Origin of the sequence: Bradyrhizobium sp. AUGA SZCCT0105 (assembly GCF_018129565.1) — a bacterium.
In the GTDB taxonomy this organism is placed as follows: domain Bacteria; phylum Pseudomonadota; class Alphaproteobacteria; order Rhizobiales; family Xanthobacteraceae; genus Bradyrhizobium.
The window spans coordinates 516,538-532,358 of the sequence record NZ_JAFCMK010000002.1 but is presented as its reverse complement, the minus strand read 5'-3'; the positions used below and the strand labels follow the sequence as shown (position 1 = coordinate 532,358).

Annotated in this window: 21 protein-coding genes; 9 read left to right on the top strand and 12 right to left on the bottom strand. The window is 65.0% G+C overall.

Features of this window, described 5'->3' with window-relative positions:
• Positions 1-3: 3 nt before the first annotated feature.
• Positions 4-447: a hypothetical protein gene (locus JQ573_RS11590; protein WP_223970351.1), complete on the bottom strand. Its 444-nt coding sequence runs from the start codon at positions 445-447 to the stop codon at positions 4-6.
• A 123-nt stretch (positions 448-570) separates the two neighbouring features.
• On the bottom strand, positions 571-888 hold the full coding sequence (locus JQ573_RS11585; RefSeq protein ID WP_212310029.1) for a Kazal-type serine protease inhibitor family protein: 318 nt from the start codon (positions 886-888) through the stop codon (positions 571-573).
• A 232-nt stretch (positions 889-1,120) separates the two neighbouring features.
• On the opposite strand from JQ573_RS11585, the gene JQ573_RS11580 reads away from it, so the two are divergent.
• Together JQ573_RS11580 and JQ573_RS11575 are read left to right on the top strand one after the other, a co-directional pair.
• Positions 1,121-2,773: a fumarate hydratase gene (locus JQ573_RS11580; protein ID WP_212310028.1), complete on the top strand. Its 1,653-nt coding sequence runs from the start codon at positions 1,121-1,123 to the stop codon at positions 2,771-2,773.
• Positions 2,774-2,782: 9 nt separating this feature from the next.
• The gene (locus JQ573_RS11575; RefSeq protein ID WP_212310027.1) at positions 2,783-3,457 is read left to right on the top strand and encodes a DUF429 domain-containing protein; all 675 of its coding nucleotides are present in this window, start codon (positions 2,783-2,785) and stop codon (positions 3,455-3,457) included.
• A gap of 10 nt (positions 3,458-3,467) precedes the next feature.
• Here the strand turns inward: JQ573_RS11575 and JQ573_RS11570 are convergent, their stop codons facing one another.
• The 4 genes from JQ573_RS11570 to JQ573_RS11555 all read right to left on the bottom strand — a co-directional run bounded on the left by JQ573_RS11570 (position 3,468) and on the right by JQ573_RS11555 (position 6,669).
• Positions 3,468-3,764, bottom strand: coding sequence for a hypothetical protein (locus tag JQ573_RS11570; protein ID WP_092115378.1), 297 nt, complete (start codon positions 3,762-3,764; stop codon positions 3,468-3,470).
• A gap of 79 nt (positions 3,765-3,843) precedes the next feature.
• Entirely contained in the window at positions 3,844-4,398 is a 555-nt protein-coding gene (locus JQ573_RS11565; RefSeq protein WP_212310026.1) for an inner membrane-spanning protein YciB, read from the bottom strand.
• A 51-nt stretch (positions 4,399-4,449) separates the two neighbouring features.
• The gene (locus tag JQ573_RS11560) at positions 4,450-5,025 is read right to left on the bottom strand and encodes a hypothetical protein (RefSeq protein ID WP_212310025.1); all 576 of its coding nucleotides are present in this window, start codon (positions 5,023-5,025) and stop codon (positions 4,450-4,452) included.
• A gap of 240 nt (positions 5,026-5,265) precedes the next feature.
• On the bottom strand, positions 5,266-6,669 hold the full coding sequence (locus JQ573_RS11555; RefSeq protein ID WP_212310024.1) for a carotenoid oxygenase family protein: 1,404 nt from the start codon (positions 6,667-6,669) through the stop codon (positions 5,266-5,268).
• A 113-nt stretch (positions 6,670-6,782) separates the two neighbouring features.
• Here JQ573_RS11555 and JQ573_RS11550 point away from each other — a divergent pair, with 113 nt between their 5' ends.
• On the top strand, positions 6,783-7,505 hold the full coding sequence (locus tag JQ573_RS11550) for a TetR/AcrR family transcriptional regulator (protein ID WP_212310023.1): 723 nt from the start codon (positions 6,783-6,785) through the stop codon (positions 7,503-7,505).
• 25 nt (positions 7,506-7,530) lie between these two features.
• Here the strand turns inward: JQ573_RS11550 and JQ573_RS11545 are convergent, their stop codons facing one another.
• On the bottom strand, positions 7,531-8,133 hold the full coding sequence (locus JQ573_RS11545; RefSeq protein ID WP_249131618.1) for a hypothetical protein: 603 nt from the start codon (positions 8,131-8,133) through the stop codon (positions 7,531-7,533).
• 165 nt (positions 8,134-8,298) lie between these two features.
• Here JQ573_RS11545 and JQ573_RS11540 point away from each other — a divergent pair, with 165 nt between their 5' ends.
• Positions 8,299-9,036, top strand: coding sequence for an SET domain-containing protein (locus tag JQ573_RS11540; RefSeq protein ID WP_212310022.1), 738 nt, complete (start codon positions 8,299-8,301; stop codon positions 9,034-9,036).
• Between the two features lie 29 nt (positions 9,037-9,065).
• On the opposite strand, the gene JQ573_RS11535 is transcribed toward JQ573_RS11540, so the two are convergent.
• Positions 9,066-9,500 (bottom strand): Rrf2 family transcriptional regulator, encoded by a 435-nt coding sequence (locus tag JQ573_RS11535; protein ID WP_212310021.1) that lies wholly within the window; start codon positions 9,498-9,500, stop codon positions 9,066-9,068.
• Positions 9,501-9,583: 83 nt separating this feature from the next.
• Between JQ573_RS11535 and JQ573_RS11530 the strand changes: the two genes are divergently transcribed.
• Positions 9,584-10,045, top strand: a complete 462-nt coding sequence (locus tag JQ573_RS11530; protein WP_212310020.1) for a group III truncated hemoglobin — start codon at positions 9,584-9,586, stop codon at positions 10,043-10,045.
• Positions 10,042-10,200 carry a hypothetical protein gene (locus JQ573_RS11525; protein ID WP_212310019.1) on the top strand — a complete coding sequence of 53 codons (159 nt, stop codon included), beginning with the start codon at positions 10,042-10,044 and terminating at the stop codon, positions 10,198-10,200. The genes JQ573_RS11530 and JQ573_RS11525 overlap by 4 nt, the downstream gene beginning before the upstream one ends.
• Positions 10,201-10,259: 59 nt before the next feature.
• Here JQ573_RS11525 and JQ573_RS11520 read toward each other — a convergent pair whose 3' ends face one another.
• Positions 10,260-10,658: a hypothetical protein gene (locus JQ573_RS11520; protein WP_212310018.1), complete on the bottom strand. Its 399-nt coding sequence runs from the start codon at positions 10,656-10,658 to the stop codon at positions 10,260-10,262.
• A gap of 30 nt (positions 10,659-10,688) precedes the next feature.
• Positions 10,689-10,907, bottom strand: a complete 219-nt coding sequence (locus JQ573_RS11515) for a hypothetical protein (protein WP_409334660.1) — start codon at positions 10,905-10,907, stop codon at positions 10,689-10,691.
• Positions 10,908-11,007: 100 nt separating this feature from the next.
• On the opposite strand from JQ573_RS11515, the gene JQ573_RS11510 reads away from it, so the two are divergent.
• From JQ573_RS11510 to JQ573_RS11500, 3 genes are all read left to right on the top strand, one after another.
• Entirely contained in the window at positions 11,008-11,832 is an 825-nt protein-coding gene (locus tag JQ573_RS11510) for a helix-turn-helix domain-containing protein (RefSeq protein WP_097676035.1), read from the top strand.
• A gap of 62 nt (positions 11,833-11,894) precedes the next feature.
• A complete protein-coding gene (locus tag JQ573_RS11505) occupies positions 11,895-12,560 on the top strand; it encodes a DsbA family oxidoreductase (RefSeq protein WP_212310016.1) in 666 nt (221 codons plus the stop codon).
• 85 nt (positions 12,561-12,645) lie between these two features.
• On the top strand, positions 12,646-13,284 hold the full coding sequence (locus JQ573_RS11500) for an NIPSNAP family protein (protein ID WP_229169821.1): 639 nt from the start codon (positions 12,646-12,648) through the stop codon (positions 13,282-13,284).
• A 243-nt stretch (positions 13,285-13,527) separates the two neighbouring features.
• Here the strand turns inward: JQ573_RS11500 and JQ573_RS11495 are convergent, their stop codons facing one another.
• On the bottom strand, positions 13,528-14,298 hold the full coding sequence (locus JQ573_RS11495) for a transglutaminase domain-containing protein (protein WP_212424039.1): 771 nt from the start codon (positions 14,296-14,298) through the stop codon (positions 13,528-13,530).
• A gap of 148 nt (positions 14,299-14,446) precedes the next feature.
• Complete coding sequence (locus JQ573_RS11490; RefSeq protein WP_212310013.1) at positions 14,447-15,631, bottom strand: GNAT family N-acetyltransferase; 1,185 nt, start codon at positions 15,629-15,631, stop codon at positions 14,447-14,449.
• Between the last annotated feature and the right edge of the window lie 190 nt (positions 15,632-15,821).

The following is a 15,821-nucleotide window of genomic DNA, read 5'->3' as shown; positions in this document are numbered from 1 at the left end:
GGATCACTCGTTCTTGCCGCGACGGACCGTGATCGAGGCGTCGGTCCGGTTGCGCGTACACTCGAGGTTGAGACGGCGGTAGCGCATCGTGATGGTGTTGCCGCGCAGGATGCCCATGCGCTTCAGGCAGCGCGAGGTGCCGGTGGCGGCGTCGTCCTTCGGCACGGTGAAGACCAGCGCGGTGGCGGAGCCGACCAGGTTGAAGAACTCGGGCTTCATCTTGCGATCGGTCTTGGCAAAGAGCTCGATCGAATAGTCCTTGCCGCGGCAGCCAAGCGACAATTCCTTCGCCGCCGGATGTGTGAGGTATGTGATGTTGGCGGCGCTGAAATTGACCTTCAGCCCGTCGATCTGGCCGGCGAGCTGCTTGGCGATGTCCTCGCAGGGATCGGCATGTGCCGGCGCGGCAGTGAAGGCTGTCGCTAGCGCGATCAGCGCGGCCGGCATGAAAGAGCGGATGCTCAAGGGAAAGCGTCGGCGCAACGGTGCTGTCACGAAATACCCCCGCGGTATGAAAATACGCGAAGCTACATGCAGGCTCCCGCGCAGCGCGTCAATATGGCCGGTCCGTCAGGATGCGCACTTGCCGTCCTGCGCCTTGGAGGCTCCGGCGGCGCGGCGTTCGCAATCGTTGCCGTAGGTCTTGCCGTCGCAGCCGCACACCGGCTTGAAGATCTTGTTGCAGATCGTCGGCCGGAACGCGCAGGTGCCGGTCTGGTCGGCCCGGCCGCATTGTCCCGGCTTGAACTGGCAGAACTGGCCGCTACGGCTGCATTGAATGCCGGCAAGGCCGCCGCACGACTTGCCGAGGCGGGCAGCATCGGCGCCGGTCGGGACCGCGATCAACAAGGCCAGCGCCGCGAACCAGATCAAAAGCGCTGTCTTCATGATGGTCTCCTGATGGCTTCCTGGCCGTTTCGCGGATTGCTGAAGCGTTGTGGCAACCAGAGATTACGGAGGGATGAAACATAGCACGCGGATTGCCGGTCCTGCGCATGGCTGGAAGGCGGCCGGCTTCCCTTTCCTTTGGCCGAAAAAGGCTTAGAACGGCTCTACATTCCGGCGGCCGCACGGCCGGACCGGCCTCACGAACCCGACCTGCAAGCCCAAAGAGCAGCTCATGAACGCCCCCTCAGCCTTCCCCGACCAGAAGCCCGTTCCGCCCTACAAGCACACCCCGCTGTTCCCGCTGGGTGCCGACACCACGCCCTACAAGAAGGTGACGAGCGAGGGCGTCCGGGTCGAGAAGGTGTTGGGCAAGGACATGCTGGTGGTGTCGCGCGAGGCGCTGCGGGCGCTGTCCGAGGCCGCCTTCGGCGACATCAACCACTATCTGCGGCCGGGCCATCTGAAGCAGCTGCGCTCGATCCTCGAGGACAAGGAAGCCAGCGACAACGACAAGTTCGTCGCCTTCGACTTCCTGAAGAACGCCAACATCGCCGCCGGCGGCGTGCTGCCGATGTGCCAGGACACCGGTACCGCGATCATCATGGGCAAGAAGGGCTGCAACGTCATCACCGACGGCGACGACGAGGCCGCGCTCTCCGAAGGCGCGCGCGACGCCTATCTGCGCCGCAACCTGCGCTATTCGCAGGTCGCGCCGCTGTCGATGTACGAGGAGAAGAACACCGCCAACAACATGCCGGCGCAGTGCGAGATCTATGCCGAGGGCGACGACGCCTACAAGTTCATGTTCATGGCCAAGGGCGGCGGCTCGGCCAACAAGAGTTTTCTGTTCCAGGCGACGCCCTCGGTCCTGACCAAAGATCGGCTGCTCGCCTTCCTGAAGGAGAAGGTGCTGACGCTCGGCACCGCGGCCTGTCCGCCGTACCACCTCGCGATCGTGATCGGCGGCACTTCGGCCGAGCTCTGCATGAAGACCGTGAAGCTTGCTTCCGCGCGCTATCTCGATGCGCTGCCGACCCACGGCTCGGCTGACGGCAACGCGTTCCGCGATCTCGAGATGGAGCAGGAAATCCTCAAGATGACGCAAAGCCTGGGGGTAGGCGCGCAGTTCGGCGGCAAGTATTTCTGCCACGACGTGCGCGTGATCCGCATGCCGCGCCACGGCGCCTCGCTGCCGATCGGGCTCGGCGTCTCGTGCTCGGCGGACCGCCAGGTGCTCGGCAAGATCACCAAAGACGGCGTCTATCTCGAGGAGCTCGAGCATAACCCGGCGCAGTATCTGCCCGCGGTCGAGCAGTCGCTCGGCGGCGATGTCGTCAAGATCGCCCTCAACCAGCCGATGAAGGATATCCTCGCGACGCTGTCGCAATATCCGATCAAGACCCGCGTCTCGATGACCGGCACCATGATTGTGGCGCGCGACTCCGCCCACGCCAAGCTGCGCGAGCGGCTGGAGAAGGGCGAGCCGCTGCCGGATTATTTCAAGAACCATCCGGTCTACTATGCCGGCCCGGCCAAGACGCCCGACGGCTACGCCTCCGGCGCGTTCGGCCCGACCACCGCCGGCCGCATGGATTCCTTCGTCGACCAGTTCCAGGCCGCGGGCGGCTCGATGGTGATGGTCGCCAAGGGCAACCGCGCGGTCGCGGTGCGCGAGGCCTGCAAGAAGCACGGCGGCTTCTATCTCGGCTCGATCGGCGGCGCGGCGGCGAACCTTGCCGAGCACTGCATCAAGAAGGTCGAGGTGGTCGAGTATCCCGAGCTCGGCATGGAAGCGATCTGGCGCATCGAAGTGGTCGACTTCCCGGCCTTCATCATCATCGATGACAAGGGCAACGACTTCTTCAAGGAATTGAATCTGGGTTGAGGAGCCGGGTTGAGGGCGGTCGGCCTCGACGGATTCTCCAAAGGCTGGGTCGCCGTCACCATCGACGGCGACCAGCGCACGATTTCCTTTCACGGCGACATTGCTGACGCGCTGACGGGTCCGTTTGATCGTGCCGGGATCGATATCCCGATCGGCATGACCGATGACGGCAAGCGCGATTGCGACCTGCTTGCCCGCGCGCGGCTGCGTCCGCACACCTCACGCGTCTTCACCGGCGCACGGCGCTGGCTGTGGCAGGAGTTTGGCGATCCTGACGCGGCGAACCGTGAAGCGCTGCGCCGCGGTCAGACCCGCGTCTCGCGCCAGCTCTGGCATCTCGGCAACAAGATCATGGAGGTCGACGCGTTCGTTCGCGCGACCCCCGCACGCGACATCTGCGAGGTGCATCCCGAACTGGTGTTCCTGCGGCTGAACGGCGGCACGCCATTGCCGCGCAAGAAGTCGGAGGAGGGCGACGCCCTTCGCCGCAAGCTCTTGACGCGCGCCGGCTTCAGCGAGATCGATCGCTGGCTGACCGAAGCGCGGATCGGCACCGGCGCGAAGCGTGACGATGTGCTGGATGCCTGCGCGGTGGCTTTGGCTGCTCATCAACCAAGCGGCTGCGTTCCTGGGGGACCGCAGCCGCTGGATGCGTATGATCTGCCGATGCAGATCTGGTTCTAGACGGGGACGGTTACGCCCGCGTGCCGGTGAAGGGGAAGCTGCCCATCGGGCCGATGCCCATCTCGCCGGAGATGCCATCGCCTGCGACCGTGCCGGAGAATTCGAGCGTCAGCGGCATCGGATTGGTGATGGAGACCTTCCAGGCGACGCTGTCGCCGTTCACGGTGCCGTCGAAGATTTCGGTGGAGTTGCCCTCGGCACCCTGCGTACCGGTGAGCGTGCCGCCCGAGCTCGCCAGCGACAAGGTCGCCTTGCGCTCGCCCATCGGCGTCGTCATCGTGAGATTCCAGTTTCCGTCCACCGCCATTGATGTCTCCCCTCCGGTAAAAAAGCGTGCGCGGGTATAGCCTATCTTGGCGCGCGCGCCTAGTTCGCGGCTGCGGCGATCAGGCGCGGGCGGCGGCGCGCAGCCGGTTGCCGACCAGGAAGCGGAAAGCGACGTACTGGATCGCGAACGCGGCGATCTTGGCGCCGACCAGCACCACCGACACGTAGAACGCCCACAGCTTGATGTCGCCGGTCGCCGCGATCGCGATGGTGCCGGCGGCGAGGATGAACATCAGCCCGGCCCAGGCGTAGCCGGCGAGGGTGGCGTATTCCGGAATGGTCTCGGTCACGATCGGCGGCAGATAGCGCAGCATCCAGCCGCGCTTGAGCATGATCGCGCCGATCGCGATGTGGCCGATCGCGGGCTTCGCCAGCACGAAGCGCGGATCGTTGGTGAGCAGCGTCGCGCCGCCCAGTACGATCACCAGTCCAAGGCTCGCCCAGGTCATGTAGCCGAGCGCCTGTCCCTTGACGCGCGCATAGACCACTTGCGCAATCGCACCCACGATCGCAACAGCGGTGGCGATCAGGACATTATCGGTGGCGAGATAGACCACCAGGAAAACGATGGTGGAGAGGAAGTCGCTCGCGAGCCTGGCAAATACGCTCTTCATCGTCGTGGTTTCCGTTTCCTCGGGCAGGATGATCGTTGTGATCGTTGATGTTCAGCGTGACGGCAGCGCGCCGGCCGGCGGCGACCCGTACTTGGCCGCGCGATATTGTGGATACCAGCGCGTGAAGCACACCGCGGCGTTGCGCGCGGCGAAGGCGATCAAGAGGCCGGTCCACAGCGGCAGCGCCGGCACATAGAGCACCGCAATGTTGCCGATCAACATCAACAGCGTCGCAGCGGTCCAGGCTCCGGTGATCAGGTAGTTGGCAGTTAGGAAGCCCGGCTGCTTCGCGATCTCGGCATCGACCTGCTCGAGCGCATATTGCCGCGTGAAGGGATGGCCGATCAGGATCGAGGCGAACGACACCAGCAGGATGCCGGCGTCGACGGCGATCTTCACCGCGATGGTGCTTGGCGTCGCATCGACGAAGGTGAGGTAGCTGCCGACCGCGGTGAACACGATCACCGAACCGACGCCGAGGATCTTGATGCTGCGGCCGCGCGCAATATCGAACGCGATGACGCCAAGGCAGATCAGCGCGGCAGCGAGCAAGCTCACCGTGGCCGAGGTCACCAGCATGAGCGTGGCGTAGGCGCCGTAAGGGGCGAGGATCAAGAAGATCGTCATGGGGAGCCTCGAAGGCTAATCTTTACACCGTAAAGATACCCTAAAGGCGAGTAGAGCGAGCGTCAAGCGAAATCTTTACAGTGTCAAAATCGTGATGTGGTCTCGAGAAAGTGAGTGAATTCAGATTGATACTTAAGCGACCGTGGGTCGCTTCTTATACCGCCAGCCGTCATGCCCGGGACAAGCCCGGGCATGACGAGTGGAAGGACCGGGTATTCTCACGCCTGGAGTGACGTGCGGCTACTCCGCCCCCACCCAATTGCCGTGGAATCCATCCGGCACGCGGTGGCCGAGATGAACCAGCGCGGTCGGGCCAGCCTCGACGTCGGTGGCGTTGAAGACGGCGAGGTCGCTGCGGTTTTCGCGGGCACGCCAGACCACCGCGAGCAGCCATCCGTCGCCTTCGGCCGCGTCAGCGCTACGCTCGACGAACACCGGCTCGGAGATGGTGTCGCCGGCGGGCAGGAGGTAGTGGCCGAGCCGCTTGCCACGGCCGTCGACATGCACGATGCCCGACAGCGCGCCGAACATCGGCAGGTCGGGGTTGGCGCAGGCGTACCAGCCGTGATTGCTCGCAAATCCCGCGCGGCGATCGTCGACGCGAGGGAATTCGCCGGTGAGATCGTCGAGATAGGTCTGCGTGAAGCGGTCGGTATTGCCGGAAAGGTCGAAAGTCCAGCGGCAATAGCGCGCGCGGTTCTTTTTCGGGTCGGTCTGCGAGCCGTCGGGATGGTTGAACAGCGGCGCTTCCTCGAATTGCATCACATCGGCGATGATGCGGTTGCCGTCCTCCCACGCGTTCATGACATGGAAGACGTAGCAGGTCTCGGCGCGGAACCAGACGATGTCCTTCGAGGCGCCGCTGCGCTTCATCACGCCGACATAGGCGCCTTTCTCGGGCTCCCAGGCGTAGGGCGCCTGTCCGCGCATCGCGCGCTGCATGCTGCCGGTGATCGGCAGGATCGGAAACAGCACATGGTTCTCGGTGACGATGAAGTCGTGCACCATGCTGGCGTAGGGCGCCTCGAAGCGCTCGAAGCGCGTAACCACGCCGGATGAGCTTACAGATCCGTACGACAGCGCCGGCGTCAGCGGACCCGTGGCGTTATAGCCGAAGAACACCATCTCGCCGGTGACCGGATCGATCTTGGGATGCGCGGTGAAGGGGCCTGAGATCGCGCCCTTGTAGTCGCAATAGCCGAGGCGATTGAGCGTGCCGGGCTCGATCTCGGTCGGCAGATGGCTCTCGACGAGCGCGAGCAGCTTGCCGCCGTGGAAGATGATGTTGGTGTTGGCGACGCAGCCGTCCGTCGTGATGTCGGCGGGGGCGTCCGGCAGCTTGCGGCCGAAGCCGCCGAACAGCGCGCGGCCGGCGTCATGCTCGGCCTGCCATTTCGCGGTGCGGACCCAGCGGTTGCGATAGCTGGCACGGCCGTTCTCGAGATGGAAGGCGTGCAGCATGCCGTCGCCGACGAACCAGTGCGCGCCCGGCGCCTCGAACTGCGGATTGGGACCGTTGCGGTACAGCGTGCCGTTCAGCTCGCGCGGCAATTCGCCTGTGATCTTGAGGAACGGCGCATCGGCTTCAAACGGGATCGGCGCCAGATTAGTCCGCGCCGTGTTGGATGTGACCTGGTCGAGCATTCCGCATCTCCCTGCATTATTATCTTTACACCGTAAAGATATCAGTAGGGATGACGCCATCGATCGTCAAGCAAAATCTTTACAGTGTAAAAATTGCGACCTATAAGGGCCGCATGGCAAGATTATCCAAAGAAAACAAGGCGACTCGTCCAACACGTGCTCCGACCCGCCGGGTTGCGCGGGTGGCCGATCGCTCGGCCCCGCGGCGCCGGACCAATGACGCGCCGTATCATCATGGCGATCTGCATGAAGCGCTATTGAAGGCCGCGGAGCGCGTGCTCGAGCGTGAGGGACTGGCCGGACTGACACTGCGCGCGGTGGCGCGCGACGCCGGCGTGTCGCATGCCGCTCCCACGCATCATTTCGGCGATCTCACCGGATTGCTCAGTGAGCTCGCGGCGATCGGCTTCCGGCAATTCGGCCAGGCGATGGCAGCGGCGGACGCTTCAGCGGCGACACCGCCCGAAAAGGGAGCGGCGAGCGCCAAGGCTTATGTCGCCTATGCGCAGGCGCATCCCGGCATGTATGGGCTGATGTTCCGCAGCGAGCGGCTCGATCATGCGCGGCCGTCGCTGCACGAGGCGTCCGAGGCGTCGTTCGCCGGGCTGACCCGCGGTGTCGCCGCCAGCCGACATGAGCAGATTTCTAAGGAGCAGCTCACGTTGGACCAGGCGGCTGCGATCGCGTCCGCCTGGTCGCTGGTGCATGGCTTTACCATGCTGCTGCTCGACGGCCGCCTCAAGACGATTCTGGATCGGTCGCCCGAGGGCACATCAGTGGAAGCGTTGTTGACCGCGATGCTGCGTTTGTCTGCGGGCCGCTCAGCGCGGCCGTAACCGATATTGCGCCTGCGGCGGCGCTCTAGCGTTTCGTCAGCAACGTCGAGCGGCCGCTCTGCCCGATCGTCTTCACCTGATCCGCGCCGCATGTGAAATCGCGGGCGAAATCGTCGGCGGCCTGCCGCGCCAGCTCATTGGCGTTGGGGTTGGCGGCGACGTCGACATAGGCGACATGGCAGACTTCGCCCGGCGGCAGCCGCGTCACGGCGAGCATCGCCCGTGAGACCGGGCTGCCTTTCTTGTCCTGCTCGCTGCTGTCGGCGATCTGCCAGCGCTGGATGATCGCGAAGGGCTTGCTGCCGGCGGCACGCCATTCGACCGTATCGCCGGTCGAGCTGAACGGGCCGAACCAGGCCTGGGCCGCCGGTTCCCTGGCTGCTGCCGCGCGGTTTCGGCCGACCGAGACCACTTCGCGCAGATCGCCCTCGTTGATCAGCACCACAAGGCCGGATTTTCCCGGGCAGACCCGCGTGGCGCTGCCGTCCTCCTCGTTGGGCTTGCCAATCACCCGGCAGGCCTTCGGCGCGGTCGACGTATAGAAGCTGCTGATCGTCTCGGAGGCAGCCTGACCAGGATTTGCGCAGGCAAGCGCCATCACGGCTGTTGCAAAGGCAAGGTATTTCATCGGGGGAAACCTGCGATCCGGACGTTACTTTGTGTCTGACATATGCAATCTGGGGAAGGTTCAACGGACACGCGGGAAACACCTGACAGGCGCGCGGAATCGTCCTAGAAGGGCGGCTTCGCAACTTCTGTCGCGTGCACCTTGCGTGCCTTAGCCTCGATCGTCATGCCCGCATCATCATCGCAAAAGCCCTATCGTGTCGGCCGTTCCCGTACTGGCCTTGGCCTTTTCGCCACCAAGCCGATCAAGAAAGGGACCAAGATCATCCGTTATTTCGGGCCGTTGCTCGACTCGAAGAAGAAGGATGAGGACGCGATCGAGAACAAATATCTGTTCGAGCTTACGAACCGATGGACCATCGACGGCTCGATCCGCGAGAACGTCGCCCGCTACATCAACCATGCCTGCCGGCCGAACGCGGAATCCGACGTCAAGCCGCGCAAGCGCAAGGTCTTCATCCGCGCCATCAAGGACATCGAGCCGGGCGACGAGATCAACTACGATTACGGAACCGACTATTTCAAAGCCTATCTGAAGCCGATCGGCTGCAAGTGCGATGCTTGCGAGAAGAAGCGCAAGAAGAAGCGCGCGGAGGCGAGGGCGGAGCGGCTGCGGCTGAAGGAAAAGGCCGAGCGGAAAGCCAAGCGTGAGGCCGAGAAGCTCGCTGAAATGCGGGCGAGGCAGAGGAAGGCCAGCGCGAAGAAAGCTGCCAAAGCCAACGGCAAGCTCGGCAACGGCAAGATGCTGAATGGCGCGGCTCTGAATGGCAACGCCCTGAACGGCAAGGCTCTGAATAGCAAGGCCTTGAACGGCAAGCACCTCAACGGCCACAGCCTGACGGCCGCGGCCGGCAAGCGGGCGGTCCCTTCAAAGCGCGGCGCCGCGCGCGTGCTGCAGGCCTGAATTCCGAAACCCATCCGGTTCGACGATCGTCATGACGCGCGCGCCGGATGGCGCGTGGGACGCGGCAGATAGGCGCATTCGGCGAGCGTGGTTCCGTCGAGTTCGCGCATGAAGGCCTCGCGGGCCGCCGCGAGCCTCGCCTTCAAGCGGCAGCGTGGCAGCAGCACGCAATCGCCGCCATCATCCCTGAAACATTCGACCAGCGCGCTGCCGCCTTCGAGCGCGCGCACCACTTCGCCGAGCGTGATCGCCTGCGGTGCGCGCGCCAGCGAAAACCCGCCGCCGGCACCGCGCTGGGTCGCGATGAAGCCGGCCTCGCCGAGGTCGCGCACCACCTTGGCGAGGTGATTGCGGGAAATGCCGAACTCGGCCGCGATCTCGCTGGTCGCGAATGAGCGGTCCGGCTCACCGGCCAGCCGCATCAGCGCGCGCAGCGCAAAATCCGTGAATGATGTCAGGCGCATGGAAGCCCTTCGAAATCAGCACTTGGCGGATCCGCTATAGCAATCTAAATAGGCATTTGAAATACCTATTTAGGATGTGAGGCATGACAGGAGCAGAGCGCCGCGAGCAGATCACCGCCGAGATCGTCGCGCGGACCGGGATCACCGAGGCCATGATCGAGCAGCTGGTGCACGGCTTCTACGCCAAGGTCCGCAAGGACCCGATGATCGGGCCGGTGTTCGAGGCCAGGATCACCAATTGGGAGCCGCATCTGGCCCAGATGTGCGCGTTCTGGTCGTCGGTCGCGCTGATGACCGGCCGCTATCACGGCACGCCGATGGTCAAGCACATGAAGCTGCCGGTCGATGCCGCGCATTTCGACCGCTGGCTCGAACTGTTCGAGGCGACGGCGCATGAACTGTGCCCGCCGGTCGCAGCGCTTCATTTCATCGAGCGCGCGCGGCGCATCGCGGCGAGCCTCGAGTTGGGCGTCGCCAGCGGGCAGGGCGTGATGCTTGGGGTTGGGGAACGTTACAGGCGAAGCGAAGCAGGAGCGGTGCAATGAGGAACAGGGCGAAAGCGATCGCGCGTGCAATCGACAGTGCGTGGTTTCAACAGGATCAAGCCGATCCGTTTTCCGGTAGCAGCCTCGTGCCGATGCTGATCATCGGCCTCGCGCTGACCTTCGCGGGCATGATTGTCGCGATGGCTCTGAGCTGACCGAAGGGAACGGCCGCCACGCTTGCCGCGACGGCCGCTCATCGCGTGCTGTACTCGCCTTACGCTGCGACCGTTTCGCCGCTGCGGCGCAAGCCCATATATTGCAGCTCGGCGAACACGCCGGTGGCGATCGCCTGAGCGAGGATCACGATGGTGCCGAAGAGGTTCGGCGACACCGCGCCCGAGAGCAGCAGCGCGATGCTGGCAAGCGTCCAGGCCGCATTGCCGGCGACCACGAGGATCACGGGTCCTTTCGGCAGCGAGGTTCGCGCGGCGAGCCAACCGACCAGCGCGGTGTAGGCGATCAGGAACAGCCCGGTCTCGCACAGCAGCGCTTCCGGCAGGCCGAGCAGCGAGGCCAGGGCTCCGGCGTCGAGCACCATCGCGATGGCGGATACGCCGCTGAAGACCGCATCGGCAAGCAAGGCGCGTCGCAGCAGCTGGGACGAATGGATCATGGCAGTGTCTCCTCGGGTTGGGATGGGTTTTCAGCGCATCAGGGATTGCAGCTGGCGCCACAGCCGGAGCGGACACAGCGCCTTGCCGACCCTCATCTCCACCGCATAGACCTGCGCGAACACGAACATGCTGGTCGCGTGCACGATCGGCTGGGGCATGTTGAGCGATCGCGCGACCAGCCAGGTGGCCAGATGGACCAGCCACGGAATCAGGACGGCGAGGGCGCGGATAATGGACAGCATCAGCATGGTCATCTCCTGTGCCGTGGAAGATGAGCCGGCCCGCGCGCCAATTCGATTACCTCAGGCGTAATGGAACGGGCGAATTTCGCATGGTAGGTTTTGCACCATGAACGCACATGCATCCCTGGCGCGGGCCGAGCCCGCAAAACCCGTCCTGATCGGCGAGCACCTGCGCGAATGGCGGCAGCGCCGCCACCTCAGCCAGCTCGACCTCGCCGTCGATGCCGAGATCTCGGCGCGGCATTTGAGCTTCGTCGAGACCGGCCGCTCGGCGCCGTCGCGCGACATGGTCCTCAAACTGGCGGAGCGCCTCGACGTGCCCCTACGCGAACGCAACGTGCTGCTGGTCGCCGCGGGTTTCGCACCCGCATTCCCGCAACGCTCGCTGGAGGATCCCGCGCTGAAATCGGCGCGCGAGGCGATCAATTTGGTGCTGAAGGCGCATGAGCCCAATCCGGCGCTGGCCTATGACCGGCACTGGAATCTGGTCTCGGCCAATCGCATGGTGGCGCCGCTGCTCGAGGGCGTGCCGCAGCGGCTGCTCGGCCAGCCCTTCAACATCCTGCGGCTGGCTTTCCACCCGGAGGGCCTCGCGCCGCGCACCGTGAACCTGGCGGAATGGGCCGCGCATCTCCTGGAGCGGCTGCATCGGCAGTGCGAGGCAACGGCTGATCCGGAGCTGCTCAAGCTCTATCAGGACCTGAAGTCCTATCCGATCCCGGCGCGGTCGGCCCCGATCACCCCCGACAACAACGTCGCGCTTCCCTTCAAGCTCCGCCTCAATGGCGAGATCCTGAGCTTCATCTCGACCACCATGGTGTTCGGCACCCCGGTCGACATCACGTTGCAGGAACTGGCGCTGGAGACGTTCTTCCCGGCCGACGAGCTGACCGCCGAGCGGATGCGGCAGATGGCAGCCAGTATGAAATAGCGGCTTGTCTCGGGGCGCTTTCGGCCTACTTTTGGGGTTCCAATTCCGCCGGGAACCCTGCCATGAGCGATCTGAAGCCGCTTCGCCTCGATATCGTCTCCGACGTCGTTTGCCCCTGGTGCTACATCGGCAAGCATCGCATCGAGGATGCGCTCAAGCTGGTGCCCGACGTGCCCGTCGAGGTGCACTGGCGGCCGTTCTTCCTCAACAATTGGGTGCCGCGCGAGGGCATCAGCCGCGACGAATATCTCACGGCAAAATTCGGCTCGGTCGACGCCTACAAGGGCATCGCCGGCCGTGTGGTCGCGGCCGCCAATGAGGAGGGGCTGACCTACCATCCCGAGCTCGTCAAGCGGCAGCCCAACACGATTGACTGCCACCGCCTGATCCACTGGGCCGAGGCCAAGGGCAAGGCGGCCGAGATGAAGCAGCGGCTGATGGAGCTGTATTTCCGCGACGGCGGCGATCTCACCGACACCAACGTGCTGGTGCAGGCGGCCGCCGATGTCGGGCTCGACGCCGACGACGTGCGCAAGCGTCTTGCCACCGACCAGGACGTGGCGCTGGTCTCCGCGCAGGCCCAGGAAGCCTCCGAGAAGGGCATCTCCGGCGTGCCGACCTTCGTGTTCGCGCAGAAATATGCGGTGTCCGGCGCCCAGCCGGCCGAGCAGCTCGCCCGCGCCATCCGCGAGGTCTCGGCCGAGATCAACGCGCAGGCGGCCGAGTAGTCCGAAGTCCTTCACGAAAGCCCGGCACATGCCGGGCTTTTTCGTTTGCCCACACGATCCATCGGAAACAACCAGGGAGACAACCATGATCTATGAGCTGCGCACCTACACGGTACGTCCAGGGACCGTCGGCGAGATGGTCAAGGCGGCGAGCACGATCTCGCGCGACATCCGTGCCGACAATTTCGGCAAGCTGGAAGGTTACTGGATCACCGAGATCGGGCCGCTCAATCAGGTCATGCACATGTGGAGCTACGCCGATCTCAACGAGCGGGCCCGGCTGCGCGCCGAGCTTGCCAAGAATCCGCGCTGGACCGGCGAGTACATTCCGGCGATCCGTCCGCTCCTGGTGCGCCAGGAGGTGCGGCTGCTGAATGCGATCATTCCGCCGGTGGCGCCTGCCACCAAGGGCAACATCTACGAATTCCGCAACTATCGCGCCAAGCCGCTCGGCGGCGTCAAGCAATGGCTCGACCTGATCACAGGCGTGCTGCCGGAGCGCGAGAAATATTCCAAGATCGTCGGCCTCTGGCACACCGATTCCGGGCAGCCCAACGAGGTCTGCCACATCTGGGCCTATCCCGATCTCAACGCCCGCGCCGCGGCGCGCGGTGGTGCGATGAAGGATCCGGCCTGGCTGGAATTCCTCGGCAAGGGCACGCAGCTGCTCGAGGAGATGCACTCGACCATCATGCTGCCGGCCCCGCACTCGCCGCTGCAGTAAGGCAAGCCGCGCCTAGAACGACGGCAGAAAGCCTCACCCGATGTTTCCATCGGATGAGGCTTTCCAGGCAAGGGCATGCACTGCCTGAGAAACAGCGCGCCGCAACGCTAGGGGGGCTGGCTGACACCAATCTGACGGGGGGAACTTGTTGTTTCCCGATATGTCTGCATGGCTACGAAAAGGTAAACCATTGGTCACGGTGAAGGAGCTTGGTGTGCCGTTGTGCCGGGCCGCCCGCCGCACTTACCGAGACCAGGGCGGCACCAAGTTGCGTGATGCCGCTTCGTCCAGCGCGGCGATCCGGTCCGAGCCAGCCTCGAACGCCGTGACGACGTCCGCGAGCCGGTCGAGTTCGGCAAGGGCGTCGACCTTCAAGACCTTGCTCGCCGGCGCAGCGTCGCGCCAGCTATCCCAGGCCGACATTTGCCGATTCGTGAGCGACAGCAGGTCGCGGTAGACGTTGACGTGAAGAAACCACAGACCTCTGGCCGCGCCGTGTCCGAACGCTCCGGCAGCCACCGCGTTGCTTCTCGCCATCCGCCACGCCTGCGATGCCGTCAGAAACGCATCGCGCGGCAGGTTCGCGCCGTCGAACGTGATCTGCAGTTGTTCAATCTGAAGCGCATCGAGCTGCGCGTCGGCCTGCAGCCAGCGCCGGTCGCCCGGTGACCAATATTCGCAGATCCAATGATCATGATAGATGTCGTCGCCGATGTAGGTTGCAAAGCCGCAGCGGACCCGCGCCGGGATCGATCGGCTCCGGAGCATGCTGCACAGCAGGAGCGCGTAGTCGCGACAGGTGCCGAACGTACGGCTGCGTGGCGGGCGTTCCGCGGTGAGCGGACCGGCGAACGACGCCTGGATCAGCTTCAACCGATCTGCAACCGGCTGGGTTTGCCGGACCATCGTGAAATCAGGCGGAATGCCGTACCGCTCGGCCCAGGCGACGTGAACGATCAGCCCCGAGACGACCTCGCACAGTCCGGAGACCGTTGCGGGCAAATCGTCATACACGCCGGCCAACTCGCCGGGGTCGGTCGATGCGTCCTGCCGGACGTAGCATTCTTGGATCGTCACGTTCCCGCCCGATCACGACGTCATCGGCTCGAGGCCGTCATGCGCAGCCTATCGATCCGCGCGGGCTCGCGTAAGGGGGACCGTGTTATCCGGGCTTGCCGCGCCGGCTGCGGATGAAGTGGACGGTGCCGCGCGCGGCCTCGTAGGCGAAATTGTTCAGGGTCAATGCGGCGTGAACCGCGGCGACCAGCGGATCGCGCCGCCTCAACGGCAGCAGCACGTCGCCGATCGCGAAGCGGCCGCGCCAGATCGGGTCGATCATGGGATGGCCGGGCGCCGCGGTGGAATCGGCCGAATTGATCGCTGGATCGGCGCAGAGATGGCGCGTCAGCTCCAGCGTCAATTGTGCGCCCGGCGAATGCTTCGCAAAGCGCTCGTCAATGCCGATCTTGAAGAAGAAGGCGCGGTCCTGATGGCGCACCACGATGCCGCCCGCAACCGCCGTGCCGCCCGCATGCAGCATGACGATCTCGCAGCGGCCGGTCTCGGCCAGCGCCGACGTCGCGCGGCGGATGAAGGCTGCGTCGCCGGCATGCTGGCTGAGCGCGGTGCCGCGCTGGCCCTTCCAGCCACCGGCTTCGAGCGCAAGGAAAGTCTCGAGCGCCGCCGCAACGTCGCGCGGCGAGCGCGCGACGTCGAAGCGCACCGCGCCGTGGTCGGACAGGCGATGGCGCTGCCGGCGCAGCTCCTTCAGCTTCTTGGGCCCGAGCGCGTCGCGCAGCAATTCATCGGCATCGCGCGTCGCATCGAGCTGGGCGCGCTGATAGATGCTCAGCAGGCGCGGCTGCAAGTCGTCGCGCGCGAGCACCGCGCGGATCGCCGCCATGGCCGGGCCCTCGAGCGACATGGTGCGCAGGATCAACGCGTGCGCGCCCGCATTGCGTGCCTGCTGCAGCATCTTGCCGGCGGCCTGCTCGGCGGCATTGCCGTCGAGCAACGGCGTGCACAGCGTGCCGTAGGGTTCGGCGCCGACCAGCGCGGGCAGGGGGATCCGGTAGATTCGCCGCAACGGCACGACCGGCAACAGCCCGATCAATTGCCCGGCATCGCCGGTGGCGCTGAGCAGCGATGCGCCGGTGCGGCCGCGCGCGGAGGCATCGACCGCCAATTCCCAGTCGGGCTGGTAGTAGCCATTGGCCTCGATCGCGCGCTCGGCAAGCGCCCGCCATGCGCCGACCGGCGCGGCCGACAGCGGCGGCAACGCGCGATCGTCCGTGGCATCCTTGCGCGATGCACGGCGGATCATTGCCTGGTCAGCAATATCGGCCACGTCCCATGTTTCCCCGGTCTGCGAGGCTGATCGGCCTTGCGTTCATCGCGGGCAACGCTAGCGGAGAGAGATGGAAAATGCCGTTGAGGCCATCCGGCAATTTGAGCGATCAGGTTAATGGGGCATTCAGCATACCGCGGTTGTGCGCTTGGTGTTGCGACAACGTGGCACCGGAGATCGCGAGAGCTCA

Bases quoted from the DNA above. Each gene is read 5' to 3' on its own strand.
- JQ573_RS11505 (WP_212310016.1), top strand. From the start codon at position 11,895: ATGAGCGATCTGAAGCCGCTTCGCCTCGATATCGTCTCCGACGTCGTT.
- JQ573_RS11540 (WP_212310022.1), top strand. From the start codon at position 8,299: ATGCCCGCATCATCATCGCAAAAGCCCTATCGTGTCGGCCGTTCCCGT.
- JQ573_RS11525 (WP_212310019.1), top strand. From the start codon at position 10,042: ATGAGGAACAGGGCGAAAGCGATCGCGCGTGCAATCGACAGTGCGTGG.
- JQ573_RS11515 (WP_409334660.1), bottom strand. From the start codon at position 10,907: ATGCTGATGCTGTCCATTATCCGCGCCCTCGCCGTCCTGATTCCGTGG.
- JQ573_RS11550 (WP_212310023.1), top strand. From the start codon at position 6,783: ATGGCAAGATTATCCAAAGAAAACAAGGCGACTCGTCCAACACGTGCT.
- JQ573_RS11500 (WP_229169821.1), top strand. From the start codon at position 12,646: ATGATCTATGAGCTGCGCACCTACACGGTACGTCCAGGGACCGTCGGC.
- JQ573_RS11565 (WP_212310026.1), bottom strand. From the start codon at position 4,398: ATGAAGAGCGTATTTGCCAGGCTCGCGAGCGACTTCCTCTCCACCATC.
- JQ573_RS11545 (WP_249131618.1), bottom strand. From the start codon at position 8,133: ATGAAATACCTTGCCTTTGCAACAGCCGTGATGGCGCTTGCCTGCGCA.
- JQ573_RS11535 (WP_212310021.1), bottom strand. From the start codon at position 9,500: ATGCGCCTGACATCATTCACGGATTTTGCGCTGCGCGCGCTGATGCGG.
- JQ573_RS11520 (WP_212310018.1), bottom strand. From the start codon at position 10,658: ATGATCCATTCGTCCCAGCTGCTGCGACGCGCCTTGCTTGCCGATGCG.
- JQ573_RS11590 (WP_223970351.1), bottom strand. From the start codon at position 447: ATGCCGGCCGCGCTGATCGCGCTAGCGACAGCCTTCACTGCCGCGCCG.
- JQ573_RS11510 (WP_097676035.1), top strand. From the start codon at position 11,008: ATGAACGCACATGCATCCCTGGCGCGGGCCGAGCCCGCAAAACCCGTC.
- JQ573_RS11580 (WP_212310028.1), top strand. From the start codon at position 1,121: ATGAACGCCCCCTCAGCCTTCCCCGACCAGAAGCCCGTTCCGCCCTAC.
- JQ573_RS11560 (WP_212310025.1), bottom strand. From the start codon at position 5,025: ATGACGATCTTCTTGATCCTCGCCCCTTACGGCGCCTACGCCACGCTC.
- JQ573_RS11555 (WP_212310024.1), bottom strand. From the start codon at position 6,669: ATGCTCGACCAGGTCACATCCAACACGGCGCGGACTAATCTGGCGCCG.
- JQ573_RS11530 (WP_212310020.1), top strand. From the start codon at position 9,584: ATGACAGGAGCAGAGCGCCGCGAGCAGATCACCGCCGAGATCGTCGCG.
- JQ573_RS11585 (WP_212310029.1), bottom strand. From the start codon at position 888: ATGAAGACAGCGCTTTTGATCTGGTTCGCGGCGCTGGCCTTGTTGATC.
- JQ573_RS11570 (WP_092115378.1), bottom strand. From the start codon at position 3,764: ATGGCGGTGGACGGAAACTGGAATCTCACGATGACGACGCCGATGGGC.